This is a genomic window from Citricoccus alkalitolerans (assembly GCF_039528175.1).
GTDB classification, from domain to species: Bacteria; Actinomycetota; Actinomycetes; order Actinomycetales; family Micrococcaceae; genus Citricoccus; species Citricoccus alkalitolerans.
The window spans coordinates 1,409,638-1,434,176 of sequence record NZ_BAAALH010000002.1 but is presented as its reverse complement, the minus strand read 5'-3'; the positions used below and the strand labels follow the sequence as shown (position 1 = coordinate 1,434,176).

Sequence of the window (24,539 nt, the reverse complement as noted above, 5' to 3'; positions counted from 1 at the left end):
GGGGCGCCGTTGGCTGTGGTCACCTCAGTGGACCGAAACGGCTCAGAACACCACCGGCTTTCCGGTACTGGAGGATTCGTACACGGCCAGCAGGATGCGCAGGGACTTGGTGGCCTCCTCGCCGGTCACGGCGGGGGTACCGCCGGTGCGGACGGCGTCCACGAAGTCGGCCACCTGGGCCCGGTGCCACGGGATCAGGGCACCGTTGATGGCAGCCAGGTCTACGTTGGGGTTGAGTGAGGACGGCCAGGTCTCCTGGGCGCCGACGCTGTCGCCGGCCGCCCAGATATCTACCCGGCCGTCGGTCCCCTCCGGGAACTCGGTCACCTGCGCGGTGGCGCCTGTGGAACCGGTGACGCGGACCTGGACGCCCAGTGACGGGGTGACGGCGGTGGAGGCCTGCACGGTGGCGATGGCCCCGGAGGCGAACCTCAGGGTCGCCACGGCTGAGTCCTCGACCTCGATGTGGTCGCCGTGCACGAAGGTCGCCCTGTGCCCGTTCACCTCGACCACCTCGCCCATGAACCACTGGAGCAGGTCGATGTAGTGGATGCCCTGGGTCATCAGCACCCCGCCGCCGTCCGAGGCCCAGGTGCCCCTCCAATCGGTGGCGGAGTAGTACTCGGGTTCCCGGTGCAGCAGCACGGAGCAGTGGCCGAGGATCGGCGTGCCCAGCGTCCCGTCGTCGATGGCCGCCCGGATCCGCTGGGCCGCGGGCCAGAACCGGCGCTGGAACAGCACACCGAAGGTCACGGAGGCCTCGCGGCAGGCGGCCACCATCCGCTCGGCGGCCTCGAGGTCGATCGCGATCGGCTTCTCGCACAGCACGTGCACGCCGGCGGCGGCGGCCTCCGTGACGACGGCCTCGTGGGTGGGATGCGGGGTGCACACCGAGATCAGGTCGATGCCGCGTCCGTCCGCACCGCGCCAGGCCAGCAGGTCCGTGACGGAGCCGAAGGCATGCTCGATCCCATGGGCCGCGGCGACCGCACCGGCCCGCTCGGCGTCGATGTCACACACGGCCACCACCTCGACGTCCTGCAGGGCGCGGTAGGCCTCCAGATGGTTGCGGAAGACCGCGCCCCCTCCGGCGATGCCGACGCGCAGGGTGCGGTCCCGGGTGCTGTTCTGAGTTTCGGGTCCGGCGGTGCTCATACGTGGATGTCCTCCGTGGTGGTTGGTTGCTGACAGGTCCGGGAGACGTGCCGGCCAGCGGCGTAGGCGCGGGTGACGGCCGAGCCGATGGTGGCCCCACCTCCGGGATAGGCGTCCTTGAAGACGGTCGCCGAGCAGTTGCCGGCGGCATACAGCCCCGGCAGCGGGGCCTCGTTCCAGTCCAGGACACGCCCGTCCAGGTCGGCGCGCAGGCCGCCCGCCGTACCCAGGGCGCCGGGGTGCAGCTGCACGGCGTAGAACGGTGCATCCGCGAGCGGTGCCAGGCAGGGGTTGGGGAGGTTCTGCGGGTCTCCCAGGTGCCGGTCCTGGGCGGAGGACCCCCGGCCGAACTCCGGGTCCTCACCGCGTTCCGCCGCCGGGTTGAAGCGGGCCACGGTCTCCTCGAGGCCGGCCGGGTCCACCCCGATGATCTGCGCCAGCCCGGCCAGCGTGTCCGACCGGACCATCCAGTCCGGGGCCTCGGCGGGCCCGGAGAAAACCGGGTTCCCGGCGACGGGGTACCGGGAGACGAATCGCGAGTCCACCACCAGGTAGGCCGGGATGTTGGCGTACTGGGAGGTCGCGGGGTCGATGTTCGCGAAGACCCGGGAGAAGTCGTGATAGTTCAGGGCCTCGTTGACGAAGCGGCGGCCGGCGGAGTTCACCACGATGCCGCCGGGCAGGGTGGCCTCCACGTTGCCCATCCGGCCCGAGGGCCGGCCGTCGTAGGTGGCACCGTGGGCGGTGATCACCGGCACGCCCCAGATGTCCGTGGTCTCCGTGAAGGAACCGCCCACGGAGAGGCCCAGCTTCAGCCCGTCGCCGGCATTGCTGGGCGCGGAGATCGGGGTGACGGGGAATGTGAGCAGGGTTCCGGTCAGCTCGGGCGACCATTCGAAGCCGCCGGAGGCGATGACCACGGACGCGGCCGCGATCTCCCGCTCACCGGCCACCGCCACGTGCCAACAACCGCCGGTGTGGGCGCCGCTGCCAGTGCCGCTGCCAGTGCCGGTGCCCCGGCCAGCACCATGCCGCAGTCCCGTGGCCGGGGCAGCGGCCGCGATCACGACGCCGGCCTCCCAGGCCGAGGCGGTCAGGGCACCTGCCAGCGCCCCGCCCATCGTGCGCACCCCGCGCTCGGCGCGGCCGGCGAGCAGCGCGGGATCGGGCGCCGCACCGTGCAGGTGGTCCCGCTCGTCCATGGTCAGCAGCGGCAGGTAGGTCGGTGGACGCAGCGCCTCCGCGAGTCCCGGCACCACAGAGGGGTCGAACTCCCGGTGGTCCAGGCCGCGGCCTCCGGCCGTGGCCCCGGGCCATTCCATGTGATAGTCCGGCCGGAACAGCGGGGCGTAGTCCACCCGCGTGTTCTCGTCCAGGAATCGGACCGCCTCCGCGGCAGTGGAGACATACCAGGAGATCTCCTCCTCGGAGAGCCTCTCACCCGTGGCCGCCCGAAGGTAGGCGGCGGCGTCCTCGGGGGTGTCGGTGAAGCCACGCGATCCCATGAGGTGATTGTCCGGTGCCCACATCACGCCTCCCCCGGCGGCGGTGGTGCCGCCGAGCCGGTCCGCCTTCTCCAGCACCAGGACCGAGGCACCGGCCTGCGCAGCCACGAGGGCCGCGGTCATCCCGGCGCAACCGGAGCCGATGACGACGAGGTCGTAGCGGTCGGCGAGCTCGGGCACGGAGGTGAGGAGGGAACGGGTCTCCACGGCATCGGTCATGGTCGGCTGGCTCCTTCCGGGGATTCAGGACGTTCAGGGAAGTCGATCGCGATCTTCCCGACGCCGGCGGTCGGGTCGACCAGGGTCGTGAAGGCCGCATCGAGCTCGGTGAACGCGAAGCGGTGGGTCAGCAGGGCACCGATGCTGTCCTGATGGCGGTCTAGCAGTTCCAGCGCCTCGCCGATGAGGTTCTGGGAGTTGCGCGAGCCGAGCAGGTCGATCTCCTTGACCGGAAGGGCGCGCAGGGTCAGGCGCAATTCCGCGTCGGAGATGCCGACGCAGACCACGCGGCCGGCCGTGGCCACCAGGTCCACCCCGGTGGCCACCGAGGCGGGGGCGCCGGTGGCGTCGATGATCAACGACGGACCGTCGCCGCGGGTGAGCTGGTCCAGCTCGGTCCGCTGCGCCGCCGTCGGGAACTCCCCGGGCGTGACGGTGAAGGTGCGGTCCGCGCCCAGGGCCGCGGCCAGTGCCAGCCGGGACGGGTTCATGTCCGAGACGGTGACGTCGCAGCCCAGTTCCTTGAGGTAGACGGCGGCCAGGAGGCCGATCGGTCCGGCCCCGGAGACGAGGACCGCCTCACCGGCCTGGGCGCGGCCGCGGTTGACGGCCTGCATGGCGATGGAGGCCGGCTCGGACATGGGCGCCAAGGACAGCTCCAGTCCGTCCGGGACCCGGTACAGCTTCTCCAGCGGGACGGCCTGTTCGGTCACCAGCGAGCCGTCCTCATAGCAGCCGTAGACACTCATGTGCCGGCAGGCGTTGACTCGCCCGATGGAGCAGGCGTGGCACTGCCCGCAGTAGAACATCGGCGAGATGGCCACCCGGTCACCCACGGCCCAGCCGCCGGATGCCGAACCCACGCCCGACGTCATGTCCGAGGCGTCGAGGGCGGCGATGGTTCCGGCAGCCTCATGACCCTGGATGATCGGCAGCTCAGTGGCGTAGTCGTCATCCCAGATGTGCGCGTCGGTGCCGCAGAGGGTCACGGACGCCATGCGGATGACCGCCATACCCGGTGACGGCATCGGTGCCGCGATGCTGCGGTACTCGATGGCGCGGCGGCTCGTGGTCACGGCGGCGGTGGCCATGGTGGCGGGGGTGGTCGAGGTCATGTGATTACTCGGCGCCCTCGATCGAGCCGAAGGTGATGTTCCACTTCCGCACCGTGCGTTCGGCGACGAAGCCGGCCTGGAAGAACGGGTCGCCGTCCATGACCGAGGAGACCTCGTCCACGGACTCACCCTTGATGATCAGCAGGGCGCCCAGTGGTTCAGCCTCGGTCAGCCGTCCGGAGACCAGGAGCGTGCCCTGTTCGTGCAGCCCGGACAGGAACTCCACGTGGGAGGGTCGGGTGGCGACCATCTCCTCGGTCTCGGGGACGTAGGCGTAGGTGACGGCATAGGCGGTCATGGATGCAGCTCCTCGGGTTGATGCACGCCGGCCCTGTGACCGGCATTACAAGCCATCGTGCCCGGAAGAGACCTCCCCCCGCGTCCGCATTCCCATTGAATGGCAAAGCACAACTCGGCCCTCCTCCGGCCCTCAGGAGGGCTCCCATCCCCCGGACTTCCCGCGCGAGCCCATCTGCCGGGACAGCCCTCGCGCCGCGGCCAACAGCACGGGGGCCTGGATCTGGAGGTTGATCTGATCCACCTCGGCCACGATGGAGATGGCGCCCAGGACCCGGCCTCCCGGCCCGAAGACGGGTGCGGCCGTGCCCGAGGAGCCGGCCACGGTGATCCCGCGCAGATGGGCATAGCCGTCCGTGCGGGTCTGCGCCAGTCGGCGGCGCAACCCCACTTCGGTGATACCGGACTGACGCGTGGCCTGGTCCCAGGTCGCGGTGAGGTACCGCTCCTGGAGCTGGCGCGGGGAATGCGCCAGGATGGCCAACCCCGGCGCCGTGGAGAGCACCGGCAACCGGCCGGCGACCTTGGTCAGGTCCGTCGACACGTCCCTGCTGATCAGTCGTTCCAGATAGATGATCGTGCCGTCGTCGTGGTCCAGGATGGCCAGCGACGTGTTCTGGCGTTGGGTGACATGTACGGCCTCCATGAAGGGCAGCGCCGCCTGGCCGAATTCCTGGTAGGTGGAGCTGCGCTGACCCAGTTCCCACAGCACCAGGCCGATCCGGAAGCGGCCGTCCGGGGTGCGTCGCAGCAACCCCTCCTCGGCCATGTCCCCCGCCAGGCGGTGGGCGGTGGAGGAGGACAGACCCGTGCGGACGGCCAGTTCGGAGGCCGTGAGTTCCGGGTGGTCGGCATCGAAGGCATGCAGCACCCGCACCAGGCGCTGGATCAGCGATTCGCCGGAGGGTGAGTTCGCCATCAGGATCTCCCGCTCCGGGTGGCCTGCAACGGCGCCAGGAGCAGCACCAGAGTTCTGCCCATGGCTGTGCCTCCTTCGGCAGCGTTCAGGCGGCGCCGGCCGCATGACGCGCGGCCACCCAGCCGAAGGTCATCCCGGCACCGACCTGGGAGCCGGCGCCCGGGTACTCGCTGCCCATGACGGAGGCGGCGTCATTGCCGGCGGCGTACAGTCCTTCGAGCACCGCACCGTCACGGCCCACCACCTGGGCCTGCGCGTTGACCCGGATCCCGTAGGCCGTGGCCAATGGGGTCGGGACCACGGCAACGGCGTAGAACGGCCCCTGCCGGATCGGGCCGATGTTCGGGTTCGGCGTGTGCTCCAGATCCCCGGCCACCCGCCCGAACATCAGCTCGCCCTTCTGGAAGTCCTCATCCACGCCGGTCTCGGCGAAGCCGTTGTACCGGCGGACGGTCTCCTCGAGGCCGGCGGGGTCCACACCGATACCTACGGCCAGCTCCCGCAGGGTGGCGCCCCGGTGGAGGTAGCCGTCGTCGATGTACTTCTGCAGCATGGCGGCAGGCAGATGCGGCATGGTGATCATGCCCAGCCCATACTTCGCCAGGGTGCTGGAGTCCACCACAAGCCAGGCCGGGACGGTCGGGACCGTCCGGTGCGATGCGTACATGGCCCGCACGAAGCGGTGGTAGGAGTGTGATTCGTCCACGAAGCGCCGGCCGGCGGAGTTGACCGCGATCAGGCCGGGTTTGGCCCGGTCCCAGATGTGGGGGAACACCACGGTGGAGCCGTCCGCCCGGGTTCCGATCGAGGACGGGAACCACAGGGCGTTCTCGCCGTTGTCCGTCCCCGCCGCCGCGCCGACGGCCTCGCTCAGGAGCAGGGTGTCACCCGTGGCGCCTTCGGCGGCGCGGGAGAACTGGGGCGTGGGCTCGGGCATGAACCTCTTCCGCAGCTGGGGGCTCTGGGCGAACCCGCCGGCGGCCAGCACCACGCCGCGCCGGGCCCGGATCCGCAGCTCGCGCCCCTCATGGCCCACAACGGCGCCCGTCACCCTCTCCGTGTCCCGCAGCAGCTCCGTGGTGTACGCGTTGCGCCATACGTCTCCACCCCGGCGGAGCACCTCGGCGTACAGACGGGCCACGAGGGCATTGCCCATCACCAGCCGGGTGCCGCGCGGATTCAGGACCATGTCCAGGGCCCAGCGTGCTCCCAGGCCCGCCGCCGTGGCCGCTGCCCTCACGGCCTTTCCGGGCTTCTTGGAGAACAGTCCCAGCAGGGTGCCCACCTCGGCACGGCGCAGCATCATGGTCCCGCCCATGAGCGCGAACTCGGGCACGGGGGGCCGGATGTGGCGGAAGCGGCTTCGACCCAGGGCGCGTCCGTCGAAGGGCTCCTGTTCCAGGGCCCGTCCGGTCTGCCCGGTCTCCGGCAGCTCCGAATGGTAGTCGACCACGGCGGGTGACCGCCGGAACGTCACTCCGAGATCCTCCATGTAGCGCAGCATCGCCGGACCGTTGTCCAGGTATGCCTGCCGCAGGGCCTTGTCCGACTTCTCCCCCACCAGTCGGTCGAGATAGCGCTCGGCCTTCTCGGCATCGTCGGTGATGCCGTCCTCGTGCTGGAAGTGGTTGTTCGGGATCCAGCAGGTCCCGGCCGAGTAGGCCGTCGTCCCGCCGATGTAGTCGGTCTTCTCCAGGACCAGCACCGACAATCCCTCCTGGGTGCCGGTCAGGGCTGCGGAGAGACCGGCGGCACCGGTGCCCAGCACCAGGAGGTCCACCTCCTGGTCCCATGAGGCGGACGTCGGAGGCGTCGGTGCGGGAGGGTTCTCGGTCATGGGCCTGCCTTGTTCTGAATTCGGCTGAGGTCTACTGGGGTCAGGTGGGGTCCCCGTGACCAGTGTCGCCTCGGGGTGGGATGCCGCGCCCGTGACGCGGCTCACGAACCATCGTCGCCCACGGCAGTGACAGCCGGGAGGCCACTTCCCATTGAACAGGAAACGGTGGTGCTTCAGACCCTCTTCTGCCAAGCAGGGTGGGTGGACACCGGCACGAACCCCAGTTCCTGGTTGGCGCGCAGGATCGCCCCGTTCTCGGCGGCGTTCCACGTGTAGAGGCGTTCCGCCTCGGGCTTCAGCCGCAGCAGTTGCGAGACGTTGACGGCCTTCAGGAGCACGGCGAGTCCCCGCCCCCGATGCTCCGGGTGCACCAGAGTGTTGCCCTGGTAGGCCGCCTGGGGCAGGTCGGCGAAGGTCTCGATGTCCGAATGCCCGACGAGCCGCCCGGTCGACCGGTCGCGCGCCGCCGTCGTGATGATGGACAGGCCCATCTCCCGTCGGGCCCGCTCCTCGGCTCGCAATCGGGGCACATCCCAGTGCTCTGCCACCCGCTCCAGGGCCGCGGCGGGCGCCTCAGCCGCCATCCGGCCGAGCAGCCCGGCCATCGATTCCGCATCCCCTTCCGGGCAGGCGCCTTCCCAGACGACCAGGTCATAGCCATGCTCCTCGGCGACGCCCGAGCCGGATTCCGCGAGCAGTGCGGCACCGGCCGCCTCCCGCAGGTCCAGCACGGAGGTCCACTCCACCTGGGCCAGCTCGTAGCCGTGGGCGGCGGCGAACGCGGCATCCGCCGCCTGCCAGCGGATCCGGTCCCGGCCGGCGTCGGGCAGGGATGGTGGGTGTGTCCCGACCACCGGGGTCAGTCCGGTCTCCAGCGAGGTCCCGGAGACGAACACCGGACCGGACCCCACGGCAGCCGGGTCCACCAGGGCGTTGTCCGTCCAGGACTGCAGCACGGAGCGCCCGCTCCGCACCGCTTCGGCTTCAGCCTCGCGCAGCACGGCGGTCCCCACCCCACGGCGCCGGAAGTCGGGGTGCACGGCCACGTGCACCTCGGCGGTGGTCGGTTGGGCGGTGGGCTGGCCATCCGTCGAGACGCCCGGTTCCCAGGGCAGGCTCAGGGCGGCGTAGGCGATGATGCGATCCGGCCGGTCTCCGGTCAGGGGTTCCCGGGCGACGACGTAGGAGGTGCGCACGTCCTCCCGGGACGTGGCCCCGGCCAACTGGTTCTCCGGGGAGACATAGAAGTCGTTGTTGCCCCAGAACAGGGACGTCACCAGGTTGGCCAGTTGCGTTACCTGCAAGAAGTCCGCCGTGGTGGGCGGCATCGGCAGCCGGGTCTGATCCAGGGTGTCGGGAAGGTCCAGCCATTCGATCCTCATGGTGTTCATGATGCCGCACCGGACCGGATTGCTGGTCGCATTAACGCACCGGGGCCGGAACCGCGATCTCTCGCTGGTTCCGGCCCCGATGATGAGACTGGTGGTGAAGCTACTGCCCCGACCTGAGGTCAGGCCTGAGCGGCGGCCTCAGTCTCGATCTTGACCACGTTCGGGTCCACCCGGATGCCGGGGCCGAAGGTCGTCGAGATGGTGGCCTTGGAGATGTACCGGCCCTTCGACGCGGACGGCTTCAGGCGCAGCACCTCCTCCAGGGCAGCGGCGTAGTTCTCGGCCAGCTTGTCAGCATCGAAGCTGGTCTTGCCGATGATGAAGTGCAGGTTCGAGTGCTTGTCGACGCGGAAGTCGATCTTGCCGCCCTTGATGTCGGTCACGGCCTTGGCCACGTCCGGGGTCACCGTTCCGGTCTTCGGGTTCGGCATCAGGTTGCGCGGACCGAGGACCTTGCCGAGACGGCCGACCTTGCCCATCATGTCCGGGGACGCGACGGCGGCGTCGAAGTCGGTCCAGCCGCCCTGGACCTTGGCGATCAGGTCGTCCGAACCCACGAAGTCGGCGCCGGCGGCCTCGGCCGCTGCGGCCTTGTCACCGGTGGCGAAGACGACCACGCGGGCAGTCTTGCCGGTGCCGTGCGGCAGGTTGACGGTGCCGCGCACCATCTGATCGGCCTTGCGGGGATCGACGCTCAGGCGGAAGGCGACCTCCACGGTGGCGTCCGACTTGGACGGGTTGGTGTCCTTGGCCAAGGCGATGGCCTCGACGGGACCGTAGATGTCCTCGCCGATCTTCTCTTGAGCCGCCTTGTATGCTTTGCTGCGCTGTGCCATCTGCTTGTTCTCCTTATGCAGTCGTGGTCTGCGGGTCGCGCGCGACCCTGCCACTGGAATGAGCTGTGTTGCTGAAGTGCTGAAAAGAGTTGTTTCCGTCAGCCTTCGACGGTGATGCCCATGGAGCGGGCGGTGCCGGCGATGATCTTGGCCGCGGCCTGGACATCGTTGGCGTTGAGGTCTTCCATCTTGGTCTGGGCGATCTCCTCGCACTGGGCCTGGGTCAGCTTGCCGACCTTGTCCGTGTGCGGGGTGGAAGAGCCCTTGGCGACCTTGGCAGCCTTCTTGATGAGCTCGGCGGCCGGCGGGGTCTTGGTCACGAAGGTGAACGAACGGTCTTCGTACACAGTGATCTCGACGGGGACGACGTTGCCACGCTGGGATTCCGTGGCGGCGTTGTACGCCTTGCAGAATTCCATGATGTTCACGCCGTGCTGACCGAGCGCAGGGCCGATCGGAGGGGCCGGGTTGGCGGCTCCTGCCTGGATCTGCAGCTTGATCAGGCCTGCGACCTTCTTCTTGGGGGCCATAATCGGGTCCTTCTTCTGTAACTTCTTGCGTGTTCCCCGAAGCACAGGAGCGTGTTCCGGAGCTGGTGGCCACCGTGGCGCGGTGACCGGTCCGCCACCGTCCGGCCAAAGCAGCCGAAGCAACCGGAGGGGGCGAAGTCTGGTGGTGCCTCCTACCGGATCTTCGTGACCTGGTTGAAGGAGAGGGTGACCGGGGTCTCGCGCTCGAAGATGGTCACGAGGACCACGAGCTGCTGCGATTCGACCTTGACCTCCGAGATGGTGGCCGGCAATGTCTCGAACGGACCGTCGTTGACGGTGACGGATTCGCCGACTTCGAAGTCGACCTCGACAGCCGGGGCGGACTCGGCGCCCGCCGGGGCGGGCCGACCTTCGGCCTGGGCCGTCTTGGTGGCCTCCTGCATGACCGACGGCGCCAGCATGGAGTAGACCTCGTCGAGGGAGAGCGGGAACGGGTCATGGGCGTTGCCCACGAATCCGGTGACGCCCGGGGTGTGGCGGACCACTCCCCAGGAGGCGTCCGTCAAGTCCATGCGGACGAGCACGTATCCGGGGATGCGCACCCGGTTGACTAGCTTGCGCGTGGTGTTGCGGATCTCCACGACCTCTTCCATGGGGACTTCGATCTCATAGACGTAGTCCTCCATCTCCTGGGTCTGGACACGCGTCTCCAGGTTGGTCTTCACGCGCTTCTCGTAGCCGGCGTAGGTGTGGATGACGTACCAGTCGCCGGGCTGACGGCGCAGGCGGGTGCGGAGCTCCTCGGAGGGATCCACCTCCGGCTCGGCCTCGACGGCCGACTCAGCCTCGACCGGCTCCACGTCCAGGGAATCCTCGCCGACCAGGTCGGCGTCGGGTCGATCGGCGGACTCAGCACCGCTCTGGGCCAGGTCCTCCTCCTGAAGGGTCATCTGACCCTGGTCCTCAGCGGATGCCTCAGCGGTGACCTCGCGGGTCTCTGCCTGGGGATCGACCTCCGGCTCGGCGGTCTCGTCGTAGCTCTCGTCGATGCCGTCGGCCTCGATCGCCGGGTCCACGGCGACCTGCGGGTCGACGTCGGCATCCGACTCCTCGGCATCGGCCGGCTCAGCCGGCACGACGGGCTCACCGGCGACGGCGGCATCCTCAGCAGTCTCGGGGTCCTGAGACGGCTGGGACTGCTCCTCTTCGAGAGCGTCAGCCTTGGCGAGGGCGTCGGCCTGCGGTTCGAGTTCCTGCTCGGACACTGATTCCTGCTTTCTTCACGCGTTCAACGTACTTCCGGCAGGGCATGCGTCCACCGGCGGGAAGCGTCAGGCGCTGCCGTCGCCGAAGACGAAGGAGGCACCCATGCCGAACAAGAAGTCCAACAAGGTCACCAGCAAGATCATGAAGATCACGAAGGCGAGCACGACGCCCGTGAGTTTCACCAGCTCCTCACGGGTGGGGGTGACGACCTTCTTGAGCTCGTCCACCACCTGCCGCAGGAACAGGGCGATTCTGCCGAAGAGGCCTCGCTTCCGCGGCGTGCCGGGGTTCTGGTCCCCAGTGCTGTTCGCAACTGCCTCGGTCACTTGGCCTCACTTGCTAGGTCGACACTGAAACTGTCCTGCCGGGGGCTTTTCGGATCTCCGAAAGACCACCCTGCGCAGGGTAGACAGGACTCGAACCTGCAACCTGCGGTTTTGGAGACCGCTGCGCTACCAATTGCGCCACTACCCTAGGGGCCGGAAGTGGTTTCCCACGGCACGGCCCAGCCTGGTGCTTTTCAACACCGGGCATCAACTTTACGGCATCGGGGGCAGTGAGTCGAACCGGCCGCTTCTCCAAGGCGCACACACGGGCACGAGCACGCCGGTACCACTAGGCTGGATCGCGACGACCCCCGGAAACCGCCCGCCGGAAGGACCCCATGTCTAGCTCACCGTCCACCTCGCAGCCCACCCCGCCCCGCAGCCGCGTCTCCGAGCGCATCGGCTCGATCGCCGAGTCTGCCACCCTCGCCGTCGACGCCAAGGCCAAGGCGCTCAAGGCCGCCGGGCGTCCGGTGATCGGCTTCGGCGCCGGCGAACCTGACTTCCCCACCCCGGGGTACATCGTCGAGGCCGCCGTGAACGCCGCCCAGGACCCCAAGAACCACCGCTACTCCCCCGCCGGCGGTCTGCCCGAGCTGAAGCAGGCCATCGCGGAGAAGACGCTGCGCGACTCCATGTTCGAGATCGAACCCCAGCAGGTCCTGGTGACCAACGGCGGCAAGCAGGCCGTCTACAACACCTTCGCGACCCTGTTGGATCCGGGCGACGAGGTCATCGTCCCCACGCCGTTCTGGACCACCTACCCCGAGTCCATCCGCCTGGCCGGCGGAGTGCCGGTCGAGGTGTTCGCCGGCCCTGAGACCGGATACAAGGTCACCGTGGACCAGCTCGAGGCCGCAGTCACCGAGCGGACCAAGGTGCTGTTGTTCAACTCCCCGTCCAACCCCACCGGTGCCGTGTACGACCCGGAGGAGACCGCCGCGATCGGCCAGTGGGCCGCGTCCCGAGGCCTCTGGGTGGTCACCGACGAGATCTACGAACACCTCACCTACGACAACGTCCCCTTCACCTCGATCGCCGCTGCCGTGCCGGAGATGGCAGAGCAGGTCATCATCCTCAACGGCGTGGCCAAGACCTACGCCATGACCGGCTGGCGCGTGGGCTGGATGGCCGGCCCGGTGGACATCATCAAGGCGGCCACCAACCTCCAGTCGCATGCCACCTCGAACGTCGCGAACGTCTCCCAGCGCGCCGCCCTCGCCGCCGTCGCCGGGCCTCTGGACGCCGTGGAGGAGATGAAGACGGCCTTCGACCGCCGCCGCAAGGCCATCGTCGAGGGTCTCAACGCGGTGCCCGGATTCTCCTGCCCGACGCCAGCCGGCGCCTTCTACGCGTACGTGGACGTCCGCGGTGCGCTGGGCGAGAAGCACCAGACCTCCGCCGAGCTTGCCGGCTACATCCTGGACGAGGCCGAGGTCGCCGTTGTGCCCGGTGAGGCCTTCGGCCCCTCGGGCTTCCTGCGCCTGTCCTACGCCCTGGGCGACGACGATCTCGCCGAGGGCATCGGCCGGATCCAGCAGCTCCTCGCCCGTTAGCCTCGCCTCCCAACTCTCTCCCGAACGACTGACGGCGACTGACGGCGACTGGCGAGCGGCGCAACTGCGGATCAGATCTGACTTCTGATCCGCAGTTGCGTCATTTAGGATGTCTTTTATGACGCTTCTGCGAATCTCTGAGGCTGCCCGCTTCCTGGGAGTGAGTGACGATTCCGTCCGCCGATGGGTTGCCTCCGGAAGGCTCGGGGCCCACACGGACGGAACCGGCCGGGCCGCCGTCGACGGTGTGGAAGTCGCCCGACTGGTCAAGGACGGCAACAGCACCCTCAACGACACCGGTGACGACGGTGTCCCCTCCTCGGCGCGCAATCGCTTCCACGGGTTGGTGACGGACGTGGTCATGGACACCGTCATGGCCCAGGTGGAACTGCAGTGTGGCCCCTTCCGGGTGGTCTCCCTCATGAGCTCGGAGGCGGCACGGGAGCTCGGTCTAGAGCCCGGGATGCCCGCCATGGCCGTCGTGAAGGCGACCACCGTCATTGTGGAAAGAATGGAACGCACCGAACGAACAGGCCGGGCGGACAGCTGATGCGGGGCCGTACCGGACGCCATCTGGGCTTCGCCCTCGGCCTCATCGTGGGAGTCAGTGTCGTCCTGGCCGGCTGCGGCGCCGCCTCGAGTGGCACCGGCCCCTCCAGTGAAGCCGAGGCATCCGGCACCACCCTCACGGTCTTCGCGGCAGCGTCCCTGGGCGAGTCCTTCGAGGAGCTGGCGGACGGTTTCGAGCAGGAGAACCCGGGGGTCGAAGTCGAATACAACGTCGCCGGATCGTCCTCCCTCGCGGAGCAGATCCTGGCCGGTGCCCCGGCTGACGTCTTCGCCTCGGCCGACGAGCCGAACATGGATACGGTCGTGGCGGCCGGGGAGAACTCCGGGGAGCCGGAGCCGTTCGCCACCAACGTCCTGACGCTCGTCACGCCCGCCGACATCCCGGCCGACTCCCCCGACATCACCTCCCTCGCGGAGGCGGCGGCCGAGGGCGTGAAGCTCGTGATCTGTGCCCCTCAGGTCCCCTGCGGCCGCGCTGCCCTCGACGTGGCGGAGGACGCCGGCGTGGAGCTCTCCCCCGTCAGCGAGGAGGCCAGCGTCACCGATGTCCTCGGCAAGGTCAGCTCCGGCGAGGCGGACGCGGGGCTGGTCTACGTCACGGACGCACTCAGTGCCGGTGCTGGCGCTGGTGCTGGTACGGGTGCCCGCGAGTCCGTGAACGCCATCGAGCTCGAGAACGCCGGCTCCGCCGTGAACACCTACCCCATCACCGTGCTGGACGCCGCCGCGGAGAACGGCCCGGAGCACCCGGAGCTGGCCCAGCGATTCGTCGACTACGTGCTCTCCGAGGACGGGCAGTCGGTGCTCGAGGCGGACGGGTTCGGCGCTCCGTGACCGCTCGTCCGAGGGGCGCGGCACGATGGGCGCCGGGCTGGTTGGTGCGGAGACGAGAAGTGCGGGTCCGCCCGCCGGCCGGGCTGGCCGTCGTCGGGATCCTGGGCAGTGCTGCGCTCCTGGTGCCGTTCGTCGCCCTGGTGGCCGGCGTGGACCTCGCCCGGCTGCCCGAACTGCTCACCTCCCCCTCCGCCCTGGACGCCCTCGGGCTCTCCCTGCGGACCGCGCTGACGGCCACCGTGATCTGCCTGCTGATCGGCACCCCGCTGGCCCTCGTTCTCACCCGTCTGGAGTTCCCGGGCCGCAGCGTGGCGCGGTCCCTGGTGCTGCTGCCGCTGGTGGTCCCGCCCGTGGTCGGCGGAATCGCACTGACCGAGGCATTCGGCCGGCGCGGACTGATCGGCGAGCACCTCCAACTGCTCGGGATCGAGATCGCGTTCACGTCAGCGGCCGTGGTTATTGCGCAGGTCTTCGTGTCCCTGCCGTTCCTCGTGGTGGCGCTCGAGGGTGCCCTGCTGACCCGCGGTGAGGCCCACGAGCGCACCGCACTGTCCTTGGGAGCCTCGCCGCTGCGCACGTTCCTTACCGTGACGCTGCCGCTCCTGGCGCCCGGGCTCATCGCCGGCCTGGTGCTGACCTTCGCCCGCGCCCTGGGAGAGTTCGGGGCGACCATCACCTTCGCCGGCTCCCTGCAGGGCACCACGCGCACCCTGCCGCTGCAGGTCTACCTCGAACGCGAGACCGATCCGGAGGCCGCTGTCGCCCTCTCCCTCGTGCTCGTGGTGGTGGCCCTCGTGGTCATCACCGTGGCCTATGGACGGCGAGAGGGGCGCCGGGACGGCCGGCGGACGGGTGCACGGTCATGACCGGCCTGGACTGCCGCGTGGTCGTCCCCGAACGCGGGGTGGAGCTCGCGTTCACCGTGGACGAGGGCCAGACCCTGGCCCTGACCGGGCCCAACGGATCCGGCAAGTCCACGGTGCTCTCTGCCCTCGCCGGTTGGCTGCGCCCGGATACCGGGCACGCCCGGCTCGGTGACAGGGCCCTCTTCGATCTCGCCGCCGGCCGAAACAGCTGGATCCCGGCACGACGCCGGAACGTCGGCTACCTGACGCAGGACCCCCTGCTCTTCCCCCACTTCACGGCCGAGGCGAACGTCGCCTTCGGACTGGCCCGCGCCGGCGTCGTGGGCCGGAGGAACCGACGGGAAGCGGCCCGGGACTGGCTCGAGCGGGTGGGCGTGGGGCAGCTGGCCTCCCGCCGGCCCGGGGAGATGTCCGGCGGCCAGGCGCAGCGCACGGCGATCGCCCGGGTGCTGGCCTCGGGGCCGGAGCTGGTGCTGCTGGATGAGCCGCTGTCCGCCCTGGACGCCCAGGTGGTCCCGACGATCCGCGAATTGCTGGCCGAGGTCCTGACCGGGCGCACCACGGTCCTCATCACGCATCACGAGGCGGACGTGGTGGCGCTGGCCGATGCGGAGTTCCGGATCGAGAGCCGGGACTAGAGCCGGGACGAGAGCCTGATCTAAAGCAGTCCCCGCTCCCCCGCCCAGCGCGTGAGCTCGTGGCGGTTGGAGAGCTGGAGCTTGCGCAGCACGTTGGACACATGGGTCTCGATGGTGCGCACGGAGATGAACAGGTCCTTCGCTGCCTCGCGGTAGGTGTAGCCGCGCGCGATCAGCCGCATGACCTCGAGTTCACGGGCCGAGAGCAGATCGAGCTCCTCGTCCCGCACGGCCACGTCCGCGGTACCGAAGGCGTCGAGGACGAAGCCGGCCAGTCGGGGCGAGAACACGGCGTCGCCACCGGCCACCCGCTGCACGGCCGCGGACACCTCGGTCCCGGAGATGGTCTTGGTGACGTAGCCGCGGGCGCCGGCGCGGATGACGGAGACCACGTCCTCGGCGGCATCGGACACGGAGATCGCCAGGAATCTGACCTCGGGGGCCAGGTCCTGGCAGGATGCCGCGACCTCGGCCCCGCCACCGCCCTTGCCGCCGGGCAGGTGGACGTCCAGCAGCACCACCTCAGGCTCGAGTTCGTGGATGATCCGGATGGCCGAGTCAACGTCACCGGCCTCCCCCACCACCGCGATGTCCGCCGGATCCAGATCGGCCTTCAGGCCGGTGCGGAAGATGGCGTGGTCGTCGACGATGACAACGCGTGTGGTCATGGTGTGGCCCCTTCTGTGTCTTCTTCGGTGGCACGGCCTGCTGCGTGCTCGGGCACCGGCAGATGCAGCCGGACCTCCGTGCCGCCCGCGCCGGTGGAGATCGTGGCCGTACCTCCGGCGCGCTCCATGCGGCCGATCACGGATTCGCGGATGCCGAGGCGGTCCTGCGGGATGGCGTCCAGGTCGAAGCCGTCGCCCCGGTCCTTGACGAAGATCTCGACGGCGGCCGGGCCAGCTTCGGCGTAGACGCGCGCCGGCCCCGCGTGACGCACCGCGTTGAGCATGGCCTCCCGGGAGGCCTGCAGCAGCGGGTCGAGCCAGGGCCCGGTGGCCACGCCGACCGTGACGACCTCGATCGGCTGGCCATGGTTGTCCTCGATGGCGGCGGCCAGGTCCTGCAGCCGGTCCGTCAGGCTGCCGTCGGGGCGGGTGGGGTCGGCGTAGAGGTACTGGCGCAGATCTCGCTCCTGGGCACGGGCCAACCGGGCGACCATGGCGGAGTCCTCCGCGTTCTTCTGGATCAGCGCCAAGGTCTGCAGCACGGAATCGTGCAGGTGTGCGGCGATTTCCGCGCGTTCGGTCTGGACGGCGAGCGCGGACGACTTCGCGGCGGCGTCCCGCCACAGCTTGATCACCCACGGAGCGGCCACGAGCACGATTCCGGCCAGGATGACGATGGCGACGACGAGTCCCAGCCACATGTCCTGGGCACCGACGAGGCCGGCGGCGAGTGCCAGGATGCCGGCCATGACCAGCAGCAGGCCGAGCACGAGGGAGGTGACGCGGTGGGTCCTCCCGGCCCGGTCCGTGGCATCGCCCCGGAGGGAGTCGAGCTGCAGCCAGGCGAGAGCCACCCCGAGGAGAACGACGGCGGCCGGTCCGATCAAGCCCCAGTTCAGCCGGATCCCGATCACCTGCAGGGCGAGGGCCGCTGCCAGCACGAGGAGCACGATGCCGACGATGACCTGCCAGCCGCGGCCGGCCGAACTGCCGAGCCGGTCCCCGAGCCGATCGCTCAGCCGGTCGCCGAAGGCCCACGTCCGGGTCTGCTCAGCGGCCCCGCGCACGGGTTCAGTGGCCCCGACGACGGCCTCCTGCTCATCCGGGACGAAGATCCACAACCAGGCGTAGAACACCACACCGACCCCGCTGAGCAGCGCCAGGGCCACGACGCCGACCCGCACCCACGCCACGGGCAGGCCGAGGTATCGGGCCAGACCGGCGCAGACGCCGGCGATGGCCCGGTGCTCCCGGGGGCGGGTGAGGACAGTTGTCATGGCTCCATCCTGCCTCAGTCCGCGGCGTCCGGGTGGCGTTACGGACGTAGATCCGGGGGTTCTCCGGGTCCGGTCAGGGGCTCCCCGGATACCGCACGGGACCTGCAGACGGGACGATGGAGACATGAACGAGAACCCCGCCCCCGGCAGCACCAGCGGCTTCTACACCTGGATCGACTCGCTGCACACCGTGCGTTCCCCCCAACGTTGGATGGGCGGCGTCGTCGCCGGCCTCGCCGACCGTATCGGCATGGACCGAACCCTGGGCCGCGCCCTGTTCGTGGTCCTGACCCTGCTCACCTCCGGACTGACCGTTCTCTTCTACGGCCTCGCCTGGATGTTCCTGCCCGAGCCGGACGGCCGCGTCCACTCCCGGGAGGCAGGCCAGGGGCGGTGGACCGCCGGTATGACCGGTGCACTCGTGTTCACCGTGCTCGGCATCGGCAACCTCTTCAACTGGCCCGGCTTCCTCGGCGGCAGCGATGGCTTCTGGAGCTTCGGCAGCGTGATCGGCCTGGGCATCATCGGATTCTTCGTCTGGCTGGTCCTGTCCCAGAACGGGACGCGCGGCCGCCCCCGGGAGCTTCCGTCCGGCACCGAGCCGGCAACAGGCTCCGAATCCTCCCAGCCCGGAACCCTGCCCAGCCCCCAAACCAGCGCCCAGGCCACCGAGCGCCTCTATGTGGCTCCCACGGACACCGGTTGGTACTTGCCCTCCGCCGCCAGCACTGCTGGTACCGCCAGCACTGCCCACCGTTCCCCGGAAGGACCCGAACCCATGAGCTCCACCGCCTCGTACCCCCACCAGCCCGACTATCGACGCGCCGATCCTGCTCACACCGTTTCCCCAGCGCAGCCGACTCCCCCGGCCGACCGCACCCCGCCGTCGCTGCCCGGTGCAACCCAGCTGGTCGTCGTCGGGCTGGCGGTCCTGGCCGGCGCCGCGGTCTCACTGCTGCGCTATCTCGACGTCTTCACCGCCTCATGGCCCGTCATCTGGGCTGCCAGCCTGGCCACGGTGCTGGCGGTCATGGCGATCGGTGTCATCGCCGGGGCCATCGCTGGCCGCGGCGGGGGCGGACTCACCGTCACCACCGCGATCCTCGCGATCCCGGTGGTGGGTGCGACCGCCAGCGCGTACGTCCAGGACGGCCCCTGGGGAACGAACTGGACGGACACCGGCAACTGGGATGGCGGCGTGGTCACCGGCAACGTCACCGAGGGATACGACCTGAGCTTCGGCGAAGGCACCATCGACCTGCGCCAACTCACGGGAGCCAGCGCAGCCGAGGCCACCCCGGTGGACATCAGCTTGAGCTTCTCCACGGCCGACCTCGTGGTCCCGAACAACGTGGACGTCTTCCTGGACGCGAACAGTTCCTTCGGCAGCGTCAACTCCCCCTCCGTCGGGACCGACGACGCCGGCCGCCTCCAGGTGGTGGACGCACCCGGGGACGAGCAGATCGTGGTGGAGGCGGACGTCTCCTTCTCCACCCTGAACGTGCGCGCCGAGGCCCCGACCACCACCGGTACCAGCCAGAACTGACCAAACCTCTCCAGAACTGACGTCGATCAACTGTGACAGCCCAGGAGTGAATGACATGAGCACCCATCCCCACGATTTCTCCCACCATCCCACCCACGACGAGGACCAGGCCCTCGAGGACGAGATCACGCGCGGCACCGTCCATGACCGGAACTACGCCGCCCATCGCACGGACAGCGAGGCCCAGCCGGCCGACGTCGGGCCGGAGAAATCCACCCTCCGCACTGGAACCCTGGTCTGGGGCGTGATTGCCCTGCTGGTGGCCCTGTGGTCACTGTCCGTGACCGTGCTTGACTGGAACCTCGACCCGGTTCTGGTGATGATCGGCCTGGCCTTGGTCGGCGGCGTGGCCCTGGTGGCCGGCGGAATCGCCGGCGCCGCCCGTAGTAAGTCGTCCTAGTCCACCCACAAACCACAGATCGAAACGCATCGAGGAGCACCATGGACACCTTCTACCGTTCCCTGAGGAGCATTCCCTTCCGCCGCGGACCGAAGCGGTGGGTCGGCGGCATTGCCGGCGGGATCTCGGCAAAATTCGGCTGGGACCCTACGCTGGTCAGGATCGTTGTCCTGATCGGCTTCCTCCTGCCGGGCGTCGGCCTCTTCACCTACGTGGTGGCCTGGGTGCTGCTGCCGTGGCAGGACAACACGATTCCGTTGGAGCGCGTGTTCCCCGGAACGCAGCGTCCTCTCTAGTTCGCACTCGTCACCTCCAGCTAGTTCGCACTCGTCACCTCCAGCCCCGTCCAGAAAGGCACCACATGCGCGTCGGCCTCCTCACCAGCGGCGGGGACTGCCCCGGACTCAACGCTGTCATCCGTTCGGCGGTCCTGCACGGGATCAAGTCCTACGACTACGAGCTGGTCGGCATCCGGGATGGCTGGCGCGGCCTGATCGAGGGGAACGTCGAGGACCTTCCCCGCCAGCGGGTCCGCGGCCTGGCCCGGACGGGCGGCACCATCCTCGGCACCTCCCGCACGCACCCGTACGACCACCCGGGCGGAGGGCCGGAGAACATCAAGGCGCGGATGGCAGAGCTGGGCCTGGACGCGGTGGTTGCCATCGGCGGTGAGGGCACGCTGGCCGGCGCCAAGCGGTTGTCCGATGACGGCGTGCCCCTGGTCGGGGTGCCGAAGACCATCGACAACGACCTCAAGGCCACGGACTACACCTTCGGTTTCGACACCGCGGTCTCCATCGCCACCGATGCCATGGACCGGTTGCGCACCACGGGCGAGTCCCACCACCGCTGCATGGTCGCCGAGGTCATGGGCCGCCACGTCGGCTGGATCGCCCTGCACTCGGGCATGTCCGCCGGCGCGCACGCGATCCTCATCCCGGAACAGCGCACCTCCATGGAGCAGGTGTGCGAATGGGTGAAGCAGGTGCACGACCGTGGGCGGTCACCGCTCGTGGTGGTGGCCGAGGGTTTCATTCCCGAGGGCCACGACGACCCTCTGGCCGAGGCCGGCGCGGACGCCTCGGGGCGCGCGCGCCTGGGCGGGATCGGCGAGTGGGTCACGCAGCAGATCGAGGAGATGTCCGGCATCGAGACCCGCAGCACCGTTCTGGGGCACATCCAGCGCGGCGGGGCGCCCACCGGATTCGACCGTGTCCTGGCCACCCGCTTCGGGATGGGTGCCATCGACCTGGTGGCGCAGGGCCGGTTCGGCCAGATGGTCGCCCTCGACGGCACCGAGATCGTGCAGGTGTCCCTGGGCGCCGCCCTGGACGGCCTCAAGGAGGTCCCCCAACACCGTTACGACGAGGCCAAGGTGCTGTTCGGCAGGTAGCCAGCGGGCCGGCGTCGTGCGCGGGGTAGCGTGGAGGGCATGCCCGTCAACGCCCACACCCGCCAGATCATCGAGTTGGCCTGGTCCCGGATCCTGGGGCTGGACGACGGCGCCTTCGCTGCCGCTTCAGCCACAGGCGGGCACCGGATCGAGATGCCGACCGATGCCGAATCGCAGCCGCGCGAGGACGATCAGATCGCCACATTCGTCCGGCTGTACGGGTCCTCCGTGCTGTACGGGCCGGCCTGGCTGTTGGAGGCCGCCCGTGGCCTGCATGACGAGGAGCTCGCCCTGGAGTCCACCATGATCCGCTTGAGCGCCGGTCACTCCGCCCGCTCCCTCGGCGAGTGGGTGCTCTACTACGCCGAGGACATTCCGGACATCGCCCGCTCCTCCTCCGTCTCGGTGTCCTACGAGGCCTCGGACGCCCGGGAACTCGAGGCCCAATGCCCCGCGGACGACATCACCGAGGTGGGCCTGTCCGCCCTGGATTCCACCTTCACGCTTGTTCCCGACGACGGCACGGGCACCCCGACCGGCCAGCCGGTGGCGGGTGCGGGGTACGAGGAATGGCAGGGCCTCATCGGTCACCTCGGGGTGCTGGTCCGGCCCGACCTCCGCCTCAAGGGGCTCGGCGCCTACGCGGGGGCGATCGCCATGGAGGAAGCCTTCACCGAGGGGCTCATCCCCCAATGGCGGGCCGCTCTGGGCAACACCGGTGCGCAACGGGTGGCGGCGTCGTTGGGATTCGAACTCGCCGGATCACAGACGACGGTGCTGTTCAACCAGTAGGTGCTGTCGCATCCATCGGTGCCGGTCAGCCAGTCGGTGCCGGTCAGCCAGTCGGTGCTGGTCACTCAGCCGCGGCCCGTCCTACCCTGTTGGAATGTCCCTGAGATGGTATTCGACAGTGGTGGAGTCCACGGATCACCGGGCCCTGGCGCAATGGTGGGCGAAGGCGCTCGACTGGGAGGTCGTCTATGAATCTGATCTCGAGTCCGTCGTGATCCCCCGCTGGTCGGCCGAACTCTCGAACTCGTTGCCGTTCCACCGCGTTCCGCCGGGCATGGTCTTCGTCCCGGTTGAGCACCAGAAGGTCGGCAAGAATCGCCTGCACTGGGATTTCGCGCCCCACACCTCAGACGACCGGGACGCGGAGATCCACCGTCTTGAGGCGCTGGGGGCCACCCTCATCGACATCGGCGAACCGGAGAGTGCCACCTGGACCGTCCTCGCTGATCCGGACGGCAATGAGTTCTGCGTGCTGTCCGCCCGGGACGAGTAGCCGACCGACGGGATCGGGCCCTCCACCGGCGCAGCAATCACGCCTCCATCCGGCGGGCCCACGTCCTCCACAGCGAGCCGGGAAGCCGGGAAGTCGGGAAGCCGGGAAGCCGGGAAGCAACTTATCCCCAGCCGGGCCCACACATCTTTACCGTGTCCGCCATCACTCGTAGGGTAGTACGCATGTTCGAATCGGTGCGGCGCGAATCACTCCCCGGAGACACCTCCGGGCACGCCGATATCCGCCCACAAGTCGAGATGCCACGGGTCCACACACTGCAGGACGCCCGGTCGCTTATCGCCCTTCGTGCGTCCCTCGCTGACATGATTCCCGCCAGCCTTGATATCTCCGGCCCCGGCGCCTCCGACCATGATTCCGACGCCGCCTCCACGACCTCCCTTTCCGCCCCCGCCGCCCCATATACAGCGCGCACTCTCACACCCCGCTTCGGCCCGAGCGATGAAGACCTGGCAGCAGTGGCCCGCGAGGCCGAGGCGATCACCCGGATCCGCGCGTTGGAGGACCTCAAGGCCGCCTGCGCTGCGGCTCAGGCCCGCGAGACGGCGGCCCTCCACCAGCACCGGCACCGCGAGGAAGCGGCACGCGGTATCCCGGCGCCCCAGCGCGGGCGCGGACTGGGTTCTGAGATCGCACTGGCCCGCCGCGTGAACCAACAGCGCGGCAGCATCCAGCTGCGCCAGGCCCTCCACTTCACCGGAGACTTGACGAACACCCTCTCCGCCCTGCAATGCGGCCAGATCAGCGAAGAACATGCCGCCACGGTGGAACGGCACACCCATTGGCTCACCGAACAGGCCCGCCGGAGCGTCGATTCCACGCTGGCGGACCGACTCCCCGAGTTGGGGATTCGGGATCTCCTACTGGAAACCCAGGCGTTGGCCCATCGCACAGATCCGGAGGCGGCTGCGGAGCGGTACGACCAAGCCGTGGCCACCCGGCATGTGAACCTCAAGCCCACTGAGAACGGCATGGCCTATCTGACGGCCCTCCTGCCCGCCCTGGAAGCCGCTGCCTGCTATCAGGCTCTGGCCGACCGGGCAGGGACGGAGGTGGCCTTCGGGGAAGCCGAGGGTCGCAGCCCCCAGCAGGTTCTCACCGATGTCCTGGTCGAACGCCTCACTGGCCGTAGCGCTGGCGAGGCCTCCCCGGTAGAAGTCCAGCTCATCATGACTGACGCCGCACTATTCGCCGGTGACAACGAGCCCGCGTGGATCCCAGGTCACGGCCCCCTCCCGGCCGCCATCGCCCGGAAACTACTCGCCGGCAGCGCCACTCAAGGAGGGTCGGCAGACAGTGCTTCCGGCGAGACTTCGGACGGGACTTCGGACGGGATCTCACATGGAGCTTCAGACGGAACGCCAACGCCCCGTGGTACGCGCGACATCGGAATCACCGCCGGAGCACCCGGGGCCGCCGGAGCATCCTCGCACGCCGAGGCCGTCGAGGCCGTCGAGTCAGCCGTGTCAGTCGAGTCAACTGAGGCCCGGGTATTCCTACGCCGGCTCTACACGTCACCCGAGACCGGACAACTGGTGGCCATGGACTCGCAACGTCGTGAGTTCTCCGGAAAACTACGTCGCATGATCGTTCTGCGGGACGATACCTGCCGCACGCCGTACTGCGGGGCGCCCATCCGGCATATAGACCATGCCACGCCTCATCGCCAGGGCGGTCCCACCAGTTTCAGCAACGGCTCCGGCCTCTGCGCTCGCTGCAACTACACCAAGGAATACCCCGGATGGTCTCATCAAGCATCCCCGAACGAACTCGAGATCACGACCCCAACGGGACACCGCTATTCCAGTCGGGCCCGGCCCCTCGCGGCACCACCCAATACTCTCGTACCGGATTCGTCCGCACCGTCCGACTCCTCCGCACCTGCCATCACCGCTGGACGTCGGCGCGGACCAATGGCCCCGGCCTGCGCCGCAGATTTACCCGTGACGGTGAGGATACCGATATCCACTCCATCCCTCACAGTGGGCTGGCGCAGCGATCTCGAAGGCCTCAAAAAAAGCCAGGAGCACATCACAGCCGTTGACCATGTGAGGCCGCGGTTCCGGTCCGGAACACAGGTGGAGTACGCGGGGGCTGCCTAAGTGGTCCGGCGAGGCCGGTTCCGGCTGGG

Annotated in this window: 25 protein-coding genes and 1 tRNA gene; 12 read left to right on the top strand and 14 right to left on the bottom strand. The window is 69.2% G+C overall.

Annotated elements, in window-relative coordinates:
• Positions 1-42 precede the first annotated feature (42 nt).
• The 12 genes from ABD134_RS12420 to ABD134_RS12365 all read right to left on the bottom strand — a co-directional run bounded on the left by ABD134_RS12420 (position 43) and on the right by ABD134_RS12365 (position 11,505).
• On the bottom strand, positions 43-1,155 hold the full coding sequence (locus ABD134_RS12420; protein WP_344229886.1) for a Gfo/Idh/MocA family protein: 1,113 nt from the start codon (positions 1,153-1,155) through the stop codon (positions 43-45).
• On the bottom strand, positions 1,152-2,879 hold the full coding sequence (locus ABD134_RS12415; protein WP_344229885.1) for an FAD-dependent oxidoreductase: 1,728 nt from the start codon (positions 2,877-2,879) through the stop codon (positions 1,152-1,154). The genes ABD134_RS12420 and ABD134_RS12415 overlap by 4 nt, the downstream gene beginning before the upstream one ends.
• A complete protein-coding gene (locus ABD134_RS12410) occupies positions 2,876-3,994 on the bottom strand; it encodes a zinc-binding dehydrogenase (protein WP_344229883.1) in 1,119 nt (372 codons plus the stop codon). The genes ABD134_RS12415 and ABD134_RS12410 overlap by 4 nt, the downstream gene beginning before the upstream one ends.
• A 4-nt stretch (positions 3,995-3,998) precedes the next feature.
• Positions 3,999-4,292, bottom strand: a complete 294-nt coding sequence (locus tag ABD134_RS12405; RefSeq protein ID WP_344229881.1) for a YciI family protein — start codon at positions 4,290-4,292, stop codon at positions 3,999-4,001.
• Between the two features lie 132 nt (positions 4,293-4,424).
• Positions 4,425-5,210, bottom strand: a complete 786-nt coding sequence (locus tag ABD134_RS12400; RefSeq protein ID WP_344229879.1) for an IclR family transcriptional regulator — start codon at positions 5,208-5,210, stop codon at positions 4,425-4,427.
• A gap of 85 nt (positions 5,211-5,295) precedes the next feature.
• Complete coding sequence (locus tag ABD134_RS12395; protein ID WP_344229877.1) at positions 5,296-7,047, bottom strand: FAD-dependent oxidoreductase; 1,752 nt, start codon at positions 7,045-7,047, stop codon at positions 5,296-5,298.
• Between the two features lie 173 nt (positions 7,048-7,220).
• Positions 7,221-8,429: a GNAT family N-acetyltransferase gene (locus tag ABD134_RS12390; RefSeq protein ID WP_344229875.1), complete on the bottom strand. Its 1,209-nt coding sequence runs from the start codon at positions 8,427-8,429 to the stop codon at positions 7,221-7,223.
• 128 nt (positions 8,430-8,557) lie between these two features.
• On the bottom strand, positions 8,558-9,274 hold the full coding sequence (gene rplA / locus ABD134_RS12385) for a 50S ribosomal protein L1 (protein ID WP_344229873.1): 717 nt from the start codon (positions 9,272-9,274) through the stop codon (positions 8,558-8,560).
• Positions 9,275-9,372: 98 nt separating this feature from the next.
• On the bottom strand, positions 9,373-9,804 hold the full coding sequence (gene rplK, locus ABD134_RS12380) for a 50S ribosomal protein L11 (RefSeq protein ID WP_115931918.1): 432 nt from the start codon (positions 9,802-9,804) through the stop codon (positions 9,373-9,375).
• 152 nt (positions 9,805-9,956) lie between these two features.
• Positions 9,957-10,715 (bottom strand): transcription termination/antitermination protein NusG, encoded by a 759-nt coding sequence (gene nusG, locus ABD134_RS12375; protein WP_378108302.1) that lies wholly within the window; start codon positions 10,713-10,715, stop codon positions 9,957-9,959.
• Positions 10,716-11,096: 381 nt separating this feature from the next.
• Positions 11,097-11,357 (bottom strand): preprotein translocase subunit SecE, encoded by a 261-nt coding sequence (gene secE, locus ABD134_RS12370; protein ID WP_115931919.1) that lies wholly within the window; start codon positions 11,355-11,357, stop codon positions 11,097-11,099.
• Between the two features lie 75 nt (positions 11,358-11,432).
• Positions 11,433-11,505 (bottom strand) — tRNA-Trp (locus ABD134_RS12365).
• Positions 11,506-11,695: 190 nt separating this feature from the next.
• Here ABD134_RS12365 and ABD134_RS12360 point away from each other — a divergent pair.
• The 5 genes from ABD134_RS12360 (at position 11,696) to ABD134_RS12340 (ending at position 15,821) form a co-directional block, all read left to right on the top strand.
• Entirely contained in the window at positions 11,696-12,913 is a 1,218-nt protein-coding gene (locus ABD134_RS12360; RefSeq protein ID WP_344229869.1) for a pyridoxal phosphate-dependent aminotransferase, read from the top strand.
• Between the two features lie 118 nt (positions 12,914-13,031).
• Positions 13,032-13,463: a TOBE domain-containing protein gene (locus ABD134_RS12355; RefSeq protein WP_344229867.1), complete on the top strand. Its 432-nt coding sequence runs from the start codon at positions 13,032-13,034 to the stop codon at positions 13,461-13,463.
• Positions 13,463-14,317, top strand: a complete 855-nt coding sequence (modA, locus tag ABD134_RS12350) for a molybdate ABC transporter substrate-binding protein (protein ID WP_344229865.1) — start codon at positions 13,463-13,465, stop codon at positions 14,315-14,317. Before ABD134_RS12355 ends, modA begins: the two co-directional genes overlap by 1 nt.
• A 59-nt stretch (positions 14,318-14,376) precedes the next feature.
• A complete protein-coding gene (locus tag ABD134_RS12345) occupies positions 14,377-15,183 on the top strand; it encodes an ABC transporter permease (protein ID WP_344229863.1) in 807 nt (268 codons plus the stop codon).
• On the top strand, positions 15,180-15,821 hold the full coding sequence (locus ABD134_RS12340) for an ATP-binding cassette domain-containing protein (protein ID WP_344229861.1): 642 nt from the start codon (positions 15,180-15,182) through the stop codon (positions 15,819-15,821). The genes ABD134_RS12345 and ABD134_RS12340 overlap by 4 nt, the downstream gene beginning before the upstream one ends.
• Before the next feature lie 20 nt (positions 15,822-15,841).
• On the opposite strand, the gene ABD134_RS12335 is transcribed toward ABD134_RS12340, so the two are convergent.
• Together ABD134_RS12335 and ABD134_RS12330 are read right to left on the bottom strand one after the other, a co-directional pair.
• On the bottom strand, positions 15,842-16,489 hold the full coding sequence (locus ABD134_RS12335; protein ID WP_344229859.1) for a response regulator: 648 nt from the start codon (positions 16,487-16,489) through the stop codon (positions 15,842-15,844).
• Complete coding sequence (locus ABD134_RS12330) at positions 16,486-17,766, bottom strand: ATP-binding protein (protein ID WP_344229857.1); 1,281 nt, start codon at positions 17,764-17,766, stop codon at positions 16,486-16,488. The genes ABD134_RS12335 and ABD134_RS12330 overlap by 4 nt, the downstream gene beginning before the upstream one ends.
• Positions 17,767-17,890: 124 nt before the next feature.
• Between ABD134_RS12330 and ABD134_RS12325 the strand changes: the two genes are divergently transcribed.
• The 7 genes from ABD134_RS12325 to ABD134_RS12295 all read left to right on the top strand — a co-directional run bounded on the left by ABD134_RS12325 (position 17,891) and on the right by ABD134_RS12295 (position 24,510).
• Positions 17,891-19,312 carry a PspC domain-containing protein gene (locus ABD134_RS12325; protein ID WP_344229855.1) on the top strand — a complete coding sequence of 474 codons (1,422 nt, stop codon included), beginning with the start codon at positions 17,891-17,893 and terminating at the stop codon, positions 19,310-19,312.
• A gap of 55 nt (positions 19,313-19,367) precedes the next feature.
• Complete coding sequence (locus tag ABD134_RS12320) at positions 19,368-19,712, top strand: hypothetical protein (protein WP_344229853.1); 345 nt, start codon at positions 19,368-19,370, stop codon at positions 19,710-19,712.
• A 41-nt stretch (positions 19,713-19,753) separates the two neighbouring features.
• Positions 19,754-20,008: a PspC domain-containing protein gene (locus ABD134_RS12315; RefSeq protein ID WP_344229851.1), complete on the top strand. Its 255-nt coding sequence runs from the start codon at positions 19,754-19,756 to the stop codon at positions 20,006-20,008.
• Between the two features lie 65 nt (positions 20,009-20,073).
• On the top strand, positions 20,074-21,105 hold the full coding sequence (locus tag ABD134_RS12310; protein ID WP_344229849.1) for a 6-phosphofructokinase: 1,032 nt from the start codon (positions 20,074-20,076) through the stop codon (positions 21,103-21,105).
• 39 nt (positions 21,106-21,144) lie between these two features.
• Complete coding sequence (locus ABD134_RS12305) at positions 21,145-21,897, top strand: GNAT family N-acetyltransferase (protein ID WP_344229847.1); 753 nt, start codon at positions 21,145-21,147, stop codon at positions 21,895-21,897.
• Positions 21,898-21,991: 94 nt separating this feature from the next.
• Positions 21,992-22,390: a VOC family protein gene (locus ABD134_RS12300; protein WP_344229845.1), complete on the top strand. Its 399-nt coding sequence runs from the start codon at positions 21,992-21,994 to the stop codon at positions 22,388-22,390.
• 182 nt (positions 22,391-22,572) lie between these two features.
• Positions 22,573-24,510, top strand: coding sequence for an HNH endonuclease (locus ABD134_RS12295; protein ID WP_344229843.1), 1,938 nt, complete (start codon positions 22,573-22,575; stop codon positions 24,508-24,510).
• Positions 24,511-24,539 lie beyond the last annotated feature (29 nt).

What these genes read in the sequence shown, in the direction of transcription:
- ABD134_RS12420 (WP_344229886.1), bottom strand. Translation starts at nt 1,155, where the DNA reads ATGAGCACCGCCGGACCCGAAACTCAGAACAGCACCCGGGACCGCACC.
- ABD134_RS12415 (WP_344229885.1), bottom strand. Translation starts at nt 2,879, where the DNA reads ATGACCGATGCCGTGGAGACCCGTTCCCTCCTCACCTCCGTGCCCGAG.
- ABD134_RS12410 (WP_344229883.1), bottom strand. Translation starts at nt 3,994, where the DNA reads ATGACCTCGACCACCCCCGCCACCATGGCCACCGCCGCCGTGACCACG.
- ABD134_RS12405 (WP_344229881.1), bottom strand. Translation starts at nt 4,292, where the DNA reads ATGACCGCCTATGCCGTCACCTACGCCTACGTCCCCGAGACCGAGGAG.
- ABD134_RS12400 (WP_344229879.1), bottom strand. Translation starts at nt 5,210, where the DNA reads ATGGCGAACTCACCCTCCGGCGAATCGCTGATCCAGCGCCTGGTGCGG.
- ABD134_RS12395 (WP_344229877.1), bottom strand. Translation starts at nt 7,047, where the DNA reads ATGACCGAGAACCCTCCCGCACCGACGCCTCCGACGTCCGCCTCATGG.
- ABD134_RS12390 (WP_344229875.1), bottom strand. Translation starts at nt 8,429, where the DNA reads ATGAGGATCGAATGGCTGGACCTTCCCGACACCCTGGATCAGACCCGG.
- rplA (WP_344229873.1), bottom strand. Translation starts at nt 9,274, where the DNA reads ATGGCACAGCGCAGCAAAGCATACAAGGCGGCTCAAGAGAAGATCGGC.
- rplK (WP_115931918.1), bottom strand. Translation starts at nt 9,804, where the DNA reads ATGGCCCCCAAGAAGAAGGTCGCAGGCCTGATCAAGCTGCAGATCCAG.
- nusG (WP_378108302.1), bottom strand. Translation starts at nt 10,715, where the DNA reads ATGACCCTTCAGGAGGAGGACCTGGCCCAGAGCGGTGCTGAGTCCGCC.
- ABD134_RS12360 (WP_344229869.1), top strand. Translation starts at nt 11,696, where the DNA reads ATGTCTAGCTCACCGTCCACCTCGCAGCCCACCCCGCCCCGCAGCCGC.
- ABD134_RS12355 (WP_344229867.1), top strand. Translation starts at nt 13,032, where the DNA reads ATGACGCTTCTGCGAATCTCTGAGGCTGCCCGCTTCCTGGGAGTGAGT.
- modA (WP_344229865.1), top strand. Translation starts at nt 13,463, where the DNA reads ATGCGGGGCCGTACCGGACGCCATCTGGGCTTCGCCCTCGGCCTCATC.
- ABD134_RS12340 (WP_344229861.1), top strand. Translation starts at nt 15,180, where the DNA reads ATGACCGGCCTGGACTGCCGCGTGGTCGTCCCCGAACGCGGGGTGGAG.
- ABD134_RS12335 (WP_344229859.1), bottom strand. Translation starts at nt 16,489, where the DNA reads ATGACCACACGCGTTGTCATCGTCGACGACCACGCCATCTTCCGCACC.
- ABD134_RS12330 (WP_344229857.1), bottom strand. Translation starts at nt 17,766, where the DNA reads ATGACAACTGTCCTCACCCGCCCCCGGGAGCACCGGGCCATCGCCGGC.
- ABD134_RS12325 (WP_344229855.1), top strand. Translation starts at nt 17,891, where the DNA reads ATGAACGAGAACCCCGCCCCCGGCAGCACCAGCGGCTTCTACACCTGG.
- ABD134_RS12320 (WP_344229853.1), top strand. Translation starts at nt 19,368, where the DNA reads ATGAGCACCCATCCCCACGATTTCTCCCACCATCCCACCCACGACGAG.
- ABD134_RS12315 (WP_344229851.1), top strand. Translation starts at nt 19,754, where the DNA reads ATGGACACCTTCTACCGTTCCCTGAGGAGCATTCCCTTCCGCCGCGGA.
- ABD134_RS12310 (WP_344229849.1), top strand. Translation starts at nt 20,074, where the DNA reads ATGCGCGTCGGCCTCCTCACCAGCGGCGGGGACTGCCCCGGACTCAAC.
- ABD134_RS12305 (WP_344229847.1), top strand. Translation starts at nt 21,145, where the DNA reads ATGCCCGTCAACGCCCACACCCGCCAGATCATCGAGTTGGCCTGGTCC.
- ABD134_RS12300 (WP_344229845.1), top strand. Translation starts at nt 21,992, where the DNA reads ATGTCCCTGAGATGGTATTCGACAGTGGTGGAGTCCACGGATCACCGG.
- ABD134_RS12295 (WP_344229843.1), top strand. Translation starts at nt 22,573, where the DNA reads ATGTTCGAATCGGTGCGGCGCGAATCACTCCCCGGAGACACCTCCGGG.